This window comes from Pseudomonas sp. Leaf15, from assembly GCF_001421425.1.
GTDB classification, from domain to species: domain Bacteria; phylum Pseudomonadota; class Gammaproteobacteria; order Pseudomonadales; family Pseudomonadaceae; genus Aquipseudomonas; species Aquipseudomonas salomonii.
Window position 1 is genome coordinate 1 of the sequence record NZ_LMKI01000028.1, and the last position, 10,256, is coordinate 10,256.

Annotated in this window: 7 protein-coding genes and 2 pseudogenes; 3 read left to right on the forward strand and 6 right to left on the reverse strand. The window is 59.1% G+C overall.

The annotated features are described in order from the left end of the window. Together ASE80_RS31540 and ASE80_RS31545 are read right to left on the reverse strand one after the other, a co-directional pair. Positions 1 to 1,886, reverse strand: a pseudogene (locus ASE80_RS31540) (type IV secretion protein Rhs); the annotation flags it as partial. A 1-nt stretch (position 1,887) separates the two neighbouring features. Further along, positions 1,888 to 3,400 (reverse strand): annotated as a pseudogene (locus tag ASE80_RS31545) (DUF6531 domain-containing protein); the annotation flags it as partial. 336 nt (positions 3,401 to 3,736) lie between these two features. Here ASE80_RS31545 and ASE80_RS19450 point away from each other — a divergent pair. Both ASE80_RS19450 and ASE80_RS19455 read left to right on the forward strand, forming a co-directional pair. After that, positions 3,737 to 4,822, forward strand: a complete 1,086-nt coding sequence (locus ASE80_RS19450) for a DUF1615 domain-containing protein (protein ID WP_056860403.1) — start codon at positions 3,737 to 3,739, stop codon at positions 4,820 to 4,822. 90 nt (positions 4,823 to 4,912) lie between these two features. After that, positions 4,913 to 5,329, forward strand: coding sequence for a PaaI family thioesterase (locus tag ASE80_RS19455; RefSeq protein ID WP_056860404.1), 417 nt, complete (start codon positions 4,913 to 4,915; stop codon positions 5,327 to 5,329). Positions 5,330 to 5,590: 261 nt separating this feature from the next. Here the strand turns inward: ASE80_RS19455 and ASE80_RS19460 are convergent, their stop codons facing one another. Genes ASE80_RS19460 through ASE80_RS19470 form a run of 3 tightly spaced genes read right to left on the reverse strand, consistent with a single transcriptional unit; the run spans position 5,591 to position 8,173 of the window. Continuing rightward, positions 5,591 to 6,772 (reverse strand): acetyl-CoA C-acetyltransferase, encoded by a 1,182-nt coding sequence (locus tag ASE80_RS19460; RefSeq protein ID WP_056860405.1) that lies wholly within the window; start codon positions 6,770 to 6,772, stop codon positions 5,591 to 5,593. A gap of 11 nt (positions 6,773 to 6,783) precedes the next feature. Beyond that, the gene (locus tag ASE80_RS19465) at positions 6,784 to 7,443 is read right to left on the reverse strand and encodes a CoA transferase subunit B (RefSeq protein ID WP_056860406.1); all 660 of its coding nucleotides are present in this window, start codon (positions 7,441 to 7,443) and stop codon (positions 6,784 to 6,786) included. Positions 7,444 to 7,474: 31 nt separating this feature from the next. After that, on the reverse strand, positions 7,475 to 8,173 hold the full coding sequence (locus tag ASE80_RS19470) for a CoA transferase subunit A (protein ID WP_056860407.1): 699 nt from the start codon (positions 8,171 to 8,173) through the stop codon (positions 7,475 to 7,477). 133 nt (positions 8,174 to 8,306) lie between these two features. On the opposite strand from ASE80_RS19470, the gene ASE80_RS19475 reads away from it, so the two are divergent. Then, positions 8,307 to 9,209, forward strand: a complete 903-nt coding sequence (locus ASE80_RS19475; RefSeq protein ID WP_056860408.1) for a LysR family transcriptional regulator — start codon at positions 8,307 to 8,309, stop codon at positions 9,207 to 9,209. 122 nt (positions 9,210 to 9,331) lie between these two features. Here the strand turns inward: ASE80_RS19475 and ASE80_RS19480 are convergent, their stop codons facing one another. Further along, complete coding sequence (locus ASE80_RS19480; protein ID WP_056860409.1) at positions 9,332 to 9,661, reverse strand: hypothetical protein; 330 nt, start codon at positions 9,659 to 9,661, stop codon at positions 9,332 to 9,334. Between the last annotated feature and the right edge of the window lie 595 nt (positions 9,662 to 10,256).

Here is a 10,256-nt window from a genome sequence, read left to right on the forward strand (position 1 = left end):
CTTTGTCGTGGTTAAAGGTGAGGCGGTTGTTGTCCGGCAGGCGCAGGTTTTTAAGTTGGCCGCAGGCATCGTAGCCATAGCGCAAAGTGCCCCAGCCCTGGTGTTCGGCGGTGAGGCGGTTTTGTGGGTCGTATTCGTAGGCCAGCGCCCAATGGCCGTCTTCGACGCTGAGGAGATTGCCTTGGCGGTCGTAGGCATAGTCGACAATATTGCCGTCTGGCAGGGTTTTTCTTACGAGGCGCCCGGCGTGGTCTCGCTTGTAGCGGGTAACGAGCTGACTGCCGTCGTCGCCGTGCTCGGTTTTTTCCGCCAGGTTGCCGTTGAGGTCATACACATAGGCCGTGCGCTGGCCGTCAAAGCCGATTTCCTGCTGGATCAGGCCGTTGGGGTGGTAATCGAGCCGGTAGGTTTCGCCTGCCTCGTTTTCGATCGAGGTCAGCAGCAGGCGCGGATTGTCGTAGCGGTACTTAACATGGCTGCCATCGGCATTGATTCTGCGGCTGATCAGGTGCAGGCCGTCGGCGTATTCGTAGCGGGTGACGTGGCCGAGTTCGTCGTGTTCGGCGGTGATTTTTCCGTAGGCGTTGTAGCTGTATTCGCGCGTTGCACCGCCTGGCTGGGTCAGTTTTCGCAAGCGCCCGGCAGCGTCCCATTGGTACTGTGTGAGCTTGCCGAGTTCATCTTCACGGGTGATTTGGCGACCAAGGTCGTCATAGCGATAACGCTTGATACCCCCATTGGGCAGCAGCTCCTCAAGCAGCTGCCCCCGCTCATTCCAGATCAGCCGATGGCAACTGTTATCGGGAAACCAAACCCCCGTCAGTTGCCCGTATTTGTTGTAGCTGTAGTCCGCGATATTGCCGTCAGGATCGGTCTTGCGAATGACGTCGCCCTGATCGTTACGCTCATATTTCCAAACAGCCTCACCACAGCGCACAACCCGTACGAAACCGTTGTCATGCTCGTAGGACGTCGGCTCATCGTCCCCCGGAAACAGCGTCACCAAGCGTCCGGCGTCGTCGTACTGGTACGCCGTCACCGCCCCAAGCGGGTCCTGCTCGACCGTCAGCCGGCCCTTGTCGTCATAAGACTTGAAGTGTTCAGCGCCGTCCGGATCAATGCGCTGCACCAAGCGTGCGCGGTCATCGTGCCGTCAGCCGGCCCTTGTCGTCATAAGACTTGAAGTGTTCAGCGCCGTCCGGATCAATGCGCTGCACCAAGCGTGCGCGGTCATCGTGGACATACACTTCCTGACTGCCATCAGCGTTATGCACCGTGACACGACCGTCATCGCCCCAGGCATACCGCGTATCCATCTGCGAAAAGCTGGCCCAATGCCGAACACACCGGGAAGCCTTACCAGCCCGATCCCATTCCCAAAAGAAGCTCGCCCCACCGGCCAACCCACGCTCAAGAATGACGTGCTGCTCGTCGTACCGATAAACCTCGCTTTCGCCTACGGCATTGGTCGCAGAAACCAGACGGCCAAGGTCGTCATAGGCGTAGGAAACAATGCTCTGCTCGGTCACCCATTCAAACGGCTCATGCCCTTTGGCGCGATGAACCTGATAGTCCACCGCCACAATGCGGCCAAATTCATAACGCAGAAACAGCGAGCGGCCTACGCCATTGTCCAGCCGTTCAACCCGCCCCGAACGATCACGGAAAACCCGCAGTCGGTTGTCATACGCATCGCTGATGGCAACCAGCACGCCATCGCGAAAGTGATAAAACCGCGACGCCTGAGCCAGCACTAATTCATCGGGCAATTCACCCAAATAAATCGCCGCTTCAGCCAAGCTGTTGGTAATCGCCGGTCGAGCAGCGGAGGGCAGCACAAACTCAGTACGGCGGTTCTCATGATCCGTCCACACCACCGAATCACCNCGCTTCAGCCAAGCTGTTGGTAATCGCCGGTCGAGCAGCGGAGGGCAGCACAAACTCAGTACGGCGGTTCTCATGATCCGTCCACACCACCGAATCACCGGAAACCACCAACCGCTGCGAGAGCGAATGGCTCCAGCCAAACCCCAACCCTCCATCCACTTCCACCGCACTGGTGCGATACACCCGCGCCCACTCAAACGGCAAAATCCCGTCCAGCGTGCCGTCGGTGAGTGTCAGTAATTCCTCGCCGGTAACCATCGACACCGGGCAACCATTGGTAACGGTGTTGTTCGCCGCAGCCGCCGCATCGCCATTCAGGTTCTTGCCCGAAGCCGGCACATCATCCACAGGTTCCTGGCGCACCAAACGCGGTCTGCTGCGTCTTGCCGCGCACCGCCGGCACCGGGTTGGCAACCAACTGATCCCCAGCCTTCAGCGGCGCAACCGGCACGGTCTTGATCGGCGTCGGGGCACTGCTCAGCAACAAGGGTTTAACCGCCGCTACATGTGGCTCCAACGTCGGCCCCACATGCTGTTTTGCCAGCAACTCGAGCAAACTCCGCGCCCGTCCGGACTTGATGTGCCCGAGGACTTGAGTGCCCAGGCGTACCGCCACGCCCATGCCCGCCGTCGCCCGAATCAACAGCAAGTTGATCAACACCTCGCCGGTGATTTCGCCCATCAGCTCATGCATGTCTTGCGGCGGCAGCAGGCGCATCCAGCTGACCATCGCCGACACGTAAATGAACAACAGCGGCTCATCGCTGAGTACCAGCAGGCCGCTGGCGATCGCGTCGTTGCTGAGTGTCAGCAGCTCATCAAGCTCGGCTTGGGAGATGTACTTGAGCAACTTTTCGCTGTTGGGCTTGATGTCCGCCAACAGTTCATACAGCTGCGTCAAGTTGTCCCAAAGGGTGTAAAGCGCCGTGCCCATGCCATTGAGAACCGCCTTCTCCAGCATCCTGCGTTGGTCGAGCGGTTTGGCGTCGGCATAAATTGCCCACTGCGCTTGGAAGGTGTCGTTCCACGCTTCACGCAGGCGCTCTTCCAACCCCGCAATCACTGACTGATAAGACGCGTACAGTGCCTTGACGTGATCTTTGGAAACATCGGGGTAAAAACTGATTCGGTACGATTGATTACGATCACACTCGGTGATTTCGAGAATGCCGCTGGGGCCGATGGTGTGGTGGATCGGCTCGCCCAATGGGCCGCCGTCGGGATCGACGCGTTGCAGCACCACCGGCGTATTGCCAATGGGCACAAAACGCGTGCTTTGGAACATATGCACCAGGGTCAACGTGCCATTGGCCTGGCACGTGGCGACGGTGCTGCTGGGAATGATGGAGCGGTTGATCGGGGCGACCAGCGCCACCTCATCCCCGACCTTGAACACCTGCTCGACATCCAGCGCCGAGAAGCTCCAGAAGCTCGACGCCCAGTCGTCAAAGGTATTCAGGCATTCGCGAAAATCGCGGAAGACGCTTTCAACGTCGACCGTCTTCACGTCCATTGGGGTCAGGGCCAGCCTGCCAATGGCCGGGTTCAAGCGGTAGCCCCTTTGGCCCGGGCTCTAACAAACAAAACCATCTGCAATCCCTCGCACTGTGTGATCAGGCGAAGGACTTTGCAGCGGTTTTAAGACGCGCGCAGCAGTGCTTATCCGGCGGATTGGTAGGATGTTTCCGTAGTTTTTGTCGTCTGTTCGGGCGGGTGTGGTGATGTGATTGTCGTACAGCAGGCAGTCACGTTTGGTCGTAACTGACAAATGCAGCAGGTCGGCGAACCCCGGTTAGACTTACCTGTCGATATCCGCACAACTCGGCCCGTCGTTATTCAAGGAAGCCCCATGTATTCAAGCCGCCTGATTCTGTGCCTCACCACTTTACTGGTGCTGGCCGGTTGCTCCACCCCACGCGGCCCGCAGCAGCCTGAACGCAGCGAGGCCGAGGTGAAGGCACAGATTGTGCGGCTGTTACCGGTCACGGTGGCGGACCGCAACGGCTGGGCCACAGACATCTACACCGCCTTCGACACCCAGAAAATCTACCCCAGCAGCGAAAATATCTGCGCCGTACTGGCGGTCACCGAGCAAGAGTCCACTTACCAGGTAGACCCGCCGGTGCCGAACATGGGCAAGATCGCCCAGGATGAAATCCTGCGCCGCGCCGGCAAGGTCCATGTGCCGGCCTTTGTGGTGCGCACCACGCTGCAATTGCGTTCGCCCACCGGCAAGACCTACGCCGAGCGCCTCAGTGCGGCACGCACAGAGAAGGACTTGAGCGGCATTTTTGACGACTTCATCAGCATGGTGCCCCTGGGTAATAGCTTGTTCGGCGGCTTCAACCCGGTGCACACCGCCGGCCCCATGCAGGTCAGTATCGACTTTGCGCAGCAACACGCCCGCGATTATCCCTACACCGTGGATGGCACGATTCGTCGTGAAGTCTTCACCCGTCGTGGCGGCATGTACTTCGGCATTACGCATTTGCTCGGTTACCCGGTGAGCTACGATCAGCCGTTGCACCGCTTTGCCGATTTCAACGCAGGGTGGTATGCCAGCCGCAATGCTGCGTTCCAGGCCGCTGTCAGCCGAGTCAGCGGCACCGAGCTGGCGCTGGATGGGGATCTGATTCGTTATGGCTCACTGCTGCCCGGCACCACCGAGTTGGCGGTGCGTTCACTGGGTGCAAAGCTGGATATGCGCAACCCCAGCATCCGCAGCCAGCTGGAAAAAGGTGAGCAGTTCGATTTCGAGGAAACCACCCTCTACAAACGCGTCTTTGCCCTGGCCGACAAGGCCGCCGGCAAGCCGGTGCCGCGCGCGATCTTGCCGGGCATCGTGCTCAAAAGCCCGAAGATCACCCGCAACCTCACCACTGCGTGGTTTGCCAAGCGCGTGGATGAGCGCTATCAGCGTTGCATGAAGCGCTAGCTGATTGTTGATCATTGCTTTGACTGATGTTGATGGCGGGCTTGGGGAGGCTGGGTTACACCTCGTGTTTTGGCCAAGGAAGAACTCGCCATGATCACTCACGCCGTGCCCGAAGGCTTTGTCTCGCTGCCACGCAGCAGCCCGTTGCTCGACTTGTTAGGTCCGGCGTATTGCCGGGGTGAAGGGTTGCAACTGGAAATCGGCCTGCGTGCCGACAACCGCCACGCCAATGGCCGCGGCACGGTGCACGGTGGGGTGTTGGCGACCCTGGCGGATGTTGGCATGGGTTATGCGATGGCGTTTTCCAGCGAACCGCCGTTACCGTTGATAACCGCTAGCATGACGTTGGACTACCTGGGGGCCGTGCAGGTGGGGGAGTGGATTGTGGTGCGCCTGGAGCACCACAAGCGTGGTCGGCAGATGGCGTTTGCCACCGTGAGCCTGCAAGTGGGGGACAAGGTGGTGGCACGGGCGAATGCGGTGTTTGCGGTACCTCATTCTCACTAACTTACAATGAAGGTCAACTGTGGGAGCTGGCTTGCCTGCGATAGCGGTGTATCAGGTAATAATTGCTTGGCTGACACACTGCTATCGCAGGCAAGCCAGCTCCCACATGAGAATTGTGTTTTTTCAGGAAAGCCAGACAAAGAAAAGGCCCGATTTTTCGTGTAATCGAGCCTTTTCTCGTGTTGCTCTTGTTGACTGGGGCTGCTGCGCAGCCCAACGGGAGCAAGCTCCCTCGCCACAGTTAGCCTGTTGCTCTTTAGATCAACTGCGCTCGAGCGCCAGGGCTACGCCTTGGCCGCCGCCGATGCACAAGGTGGCCAGGCCTTTCTTGGCGTCGCGCTTGATCATTTCATGCAGCAGGGTCACCAGCACGCGGCAGCCTGAGGCGCCGATCGGGTGGCCGATGGCGATGGCGCCGCCGTTGACGTTGACCTTGTTTGCATCCCATTCCAGCTCTTTGCCCACCGCCAAAGATTGCGCGGCGAAAGCTTCGTTGGCTTCGATCAGGTCCAGGTCGCCCAGGCTCCAACCGGCTTTGTCCAGGCAGCGGCGGGTCGCCGAGACCGGGCCGATGCCCATGATCGCAGGGTCGACACCGGCGTTGGCGTAGCTGGCGATACGCGCCAGCACCGGCAAGCCGAGAGCCTTGGCTTTGTCAGCGCTCATCAGCAGCACAGCGGCGGCGCCATCGTTGAGGCTGGAGGCGTTGCCGGCGGTGACGCTGCCGTCTTTCTTGAACGCGGGCTTGAGCTTGGCCAATGACTCGGCCGTGGTGCCGGCGCGCGGTTGTTCATCCACGGCGAAGGCCACCGGGTCGCCTTTGCGCTGCGGGATCAGGACCGGGGTGATCTCATCGACAAACCGGCCGGCTTCGATAGCGGCGGTGGCTTTCTGTTGGGAGGCTGCGGCGAACGCGTCCTGGGCTTCACGGCTGATGCCGTACTTGTCCACCAGGTTCTCGGCGGTGATGCCCATGTGGTAGTCGTTGAACGCATCCCACAGACCGTCGGTGATCATGCTGTCGAGCATCTTGGCGTGGCCCATGCGCAAGCCCGTGCGCGCAGCGGGCAAGACGTACGGCGCCAGGCTCATGTTCTCCATGCCGCCGGCGATGATCACATCAGCGTCGCCACAACGGATGGCTTGGGCGCCCAGGTGCAGGGCTTTGAGGCCCGAGCCGCAGACCTTGTTCAGGGTCAAAGCCGGCACGGCGTGGGGCAGGCCCGCCAGAATAGAGGCCTGGCGCGCCGGGTTCTGGCCGCTGCCTGCGGTCAGTACCTGGCCGAGGATCACTTCATCGACCTGAGCCGGGTCCAGACCGGTTTGCTCCAGCAGGCGACGGATCACGGCCGCGCCCAACTCCGGCGCCGGAATGCTGGCCAGCGCTCCTTGAAAGCTGCCCACGGCGGTGCGGGTGGCAGCAACAATCACGACGTCTTGCATGGAATCTGTCCTCACTGGAAGTGCATTTCTGGAACGTGGTCCGGGACGATCAGTTTACCGGCGGTCTTGCTCACAATCTCTTCAACGCTGACGCCAGGTGCGCGTTCCTTGAGGACAAAAGCGCCATTTTCGATTTCCAGGTACGCAAGGTCTGTCAGCACGCGCTTGATGCACTTGGCGCCGGTCAGCGGCAGGCTGCACTGGCTAAGCAGTTTGGACTCCCCGTCCTTGGACGCGTGGGTCATGATCACGATGATGTTTTCCGCACCGGCCACCAGGTCCATGGCGCCGCCCATGCCCTTGACCAGCTTGCCGGGAATCATCCACGACGCGATGTTGCCCTGCACGTCCACTTCAAATGCGCCGAGCACGGTGAGGTCGACATGCCCGCCGCGAATCATTGCGAAGGATTCCGCAGAGGAGAAGATCGAGGCGCCGATGCGCGCCGTCACGGTTTGTTTGCCGGCGTTGATCATGTCGGCATCGATGGTATCTTCGGTCGGAAACGGGCCCATGCCAAGCAGGCCGTTTTCCGATTGCAGCATCACTTCCATGCCTTCGGGAATGTAGTTGGCCACCAGGGTGGGGATGCCGATGCCGAGGTTGACGTAGAAACCGTCCTGCATTTCGCGGGCGACGCGTTGAGCCATTTGTTCGCGGGTAAGAGCCATGTGTTGTCTCCTTGTTATTTGGGCTGGCGGATTATTTGCGGACGGTGCGCTGTTCGATGCGCTTCTCGAAGGTGCCGCAAATGACTCGATCGACGTAGATGCCTGGGGTGTGGATCTGCGCCGGGTCCAGCTCGCCCGGTTCGACGATTTCTTCAACTTCGACCACGGTGATCTTGCCCGCAGTAGCCGCCAGCGGGTTGAAGTTCTGCGCGGTATGGCGATAGATGACGTTGCCGAAGTGGTCGGCTTTCCAGCCTTTGACAATGGCGAAGTCGCCGGTGATGGACAATTCCATCAGGTACGGGCGACCGTTGAACTCGCGGGTTTCCTTGCCTTCGGCCACTGGAGTGCCGACGCCGGTGGCGGTGAAGAAGGCCGGAATGCCGGCGCCGCCCGCGCGCATTTTTTCCGCCAGGGTGCCTTGGGGCGTAAGCACCACTTCGATTTCGCCGCTGAGCAGTTGCTTCTCGAACAGGGCGTTTTCACCGACGTAGGAGGCGATTACCTTGCTGATCTGCTTTTCTTCCAGCAGTACGCCCAGGCCAAACCCGTCGACGCCGCAGTTGTTGGAAACCACGGTCAGGTCACGGGTGCCTTTGCGCTTGATCTCGGCGATGAGGTTTTCTGGAATGCCGCACAGGCCAAAACCACCGGAGAGCACGGTCATGCCGTCTTCCAGGCCTGCCAGTGCTTCTTCATAGGACGCCACGCGTTTATCGAAACCTGCCATATGCACCTCTTTTATTGTTTGTGGGCCAGCCAATGAACTGAGTGTTGCGCCGACGGATTGATTTGTTAAGTTGTTTTTTAAGGTTGATTGATTTAGAAAACAGCATAGTCCAATCGCCGCCCGGAGCAGCCTCATGACCGTCAAACAGATGCGTGCCTTTCTCGCCGTGGCCCAAAGCCTGAGTTTTGCCGCTGCCTGCGAGCGTCTGCACCTTTCCCAGTCGGCGCTGAGCCTGACCATCAAGGGCCTGGAAGAGGGCCTGGGTGGCCGCCTGTTCAGCCGTAATACCCGCAATGTTGCGCTGACGCCCGAGGGTGAATCGCTGCTGCCGCTGGCACGTCGGTTGATTGCCGATTGGGACAATGCCGAAGATGAATTGCGCCAGCGTTTCACCCTGCAACGGGGTCGCGTCACCGTGGCGGCGATGCCTTCGTTTGCGGGCAACCTGCTGCCACCGATCCTGAAGATATTCCGCGCGCGTTACCCGCAGGTGAATGTGACGGTGCACGACCTGATCAATGAACAGGTGCTGGAGATGGTCCGCGATCGCCAAGTGGAACTGGGCGTGGCGTTCGAGCCATCTGAAGGCTCGTCCCTGGCATTCACGCCTTTATACCTGGACCGGTTTATTGCGGTGGTGCCCGGTGATTCGCCCCTGGCGCAATGTACCGAAGTCGACTGGAAAACCCTGTTGGAACACCCCTTCATCACGCTGCAACGGCCTTCGACGGTGCGAGTGATGCTGGAGGAGCACTTGGGGGCCTTGCGGATGAAATTGCCCGTGGCCCTGGAAAGTCATCAATTGGCTACGGTGGGCAAGATGGTTGCCAGTGGCCTGGGTGTCAGCGCCGTGCCTGCCTTGTGCGCACGTCAGATGGAGGAGGCGGGCGCCCATTGCATCACCTTGAGCGATCCGGTGATCGAGCGGCCGATTGGCGTGCTGACCAAACCTGGGCATGAGTTGTCGGCGGCGGCGCAGGTGTTGTTTGATATTTTTCGCGATGAAGCGGCGAAGGGACGTTTCCCGACTTTTTGAGGGTGCCACAAAACAAATATGGGAGCTGGCTTGCCTGCGATAGCCAGTTAACATTCAACAAAAGTGTTGGCAGTTAAACCGTTATCGCCGGCAAGTCAGCTCCCACAATGGGCAAGTTGTACTTAGTAGTAGCGGTCGATCACTTTAACTTGCGAGTTGTCTTTGAAAGACGCCCAGGCACTGTTAAGTGTGTCGAATACTTGCTCGATAAAATTGCGATCGGCTGCCGCTTTCTTGCCAACATAACCCTGGCCGCGGCGGTACATCTTCAGGCGCGCCGCCAGTTCGCGGTGGTTGCGGTCGAACTCGGCTTCTTCGGTATGGGGCGCCAGGCAGTCAATTTTGACTTCGCCCGATTTACCAACCCAAAGGATATGGTCGTCGAGTTTGTCTTTCTGCGCTGCGAACATCTCAGCCAATTCATCGATAGTTGGTTGGTTGTTCAGATTCATAATGTAAGCCCCTTGACCAGTTGGCGATCTATCAGTTGATTCCGTTAAAACTGCTTAGTTGTCTCCGGTTGCGAAAACCGGGCGTCAGTGACGGTCTGCCAAATACGGGCAGGGTCTTGAACCTGATGCATGTAGTCTTGCTGATGAACGGCTACGCAATGGTTTCATCACGAAGACAAGCAGCGTTTGAGCTCCTTGTACCAACCCTTGCGGGCCGGTCAGCTTCATCAATCTGCCTTGTGGGCAGTGCACATCCGGAAAAAACAGCTCGGCGGTCAGACGAGCTTGCTCAAAACGCGTGTTACCAACGCTCCCGATCCGGAAGACGTCTCGATAATGCAAGGACAAAAAGGTTACGTCAACGGTTATGTAGTGATTATTTTCAGTCACTACATAAATTGCTGTGGGGACGGGAGAATGCGGGAAAACGTGACTTGGGCGTCATTTTTTGTGCGGTGGGTCGTGGTGGGCGTAATGGCCAAATCAGCACAGAACCCCTGTGGGAGCAACTGTCTTAACCTACCGTCCGTCAGCGCCATTCTGTACCGTCTCGCAGCATGGCATTTAGTCTGATCAGTAGTATCCGCATGCAGGC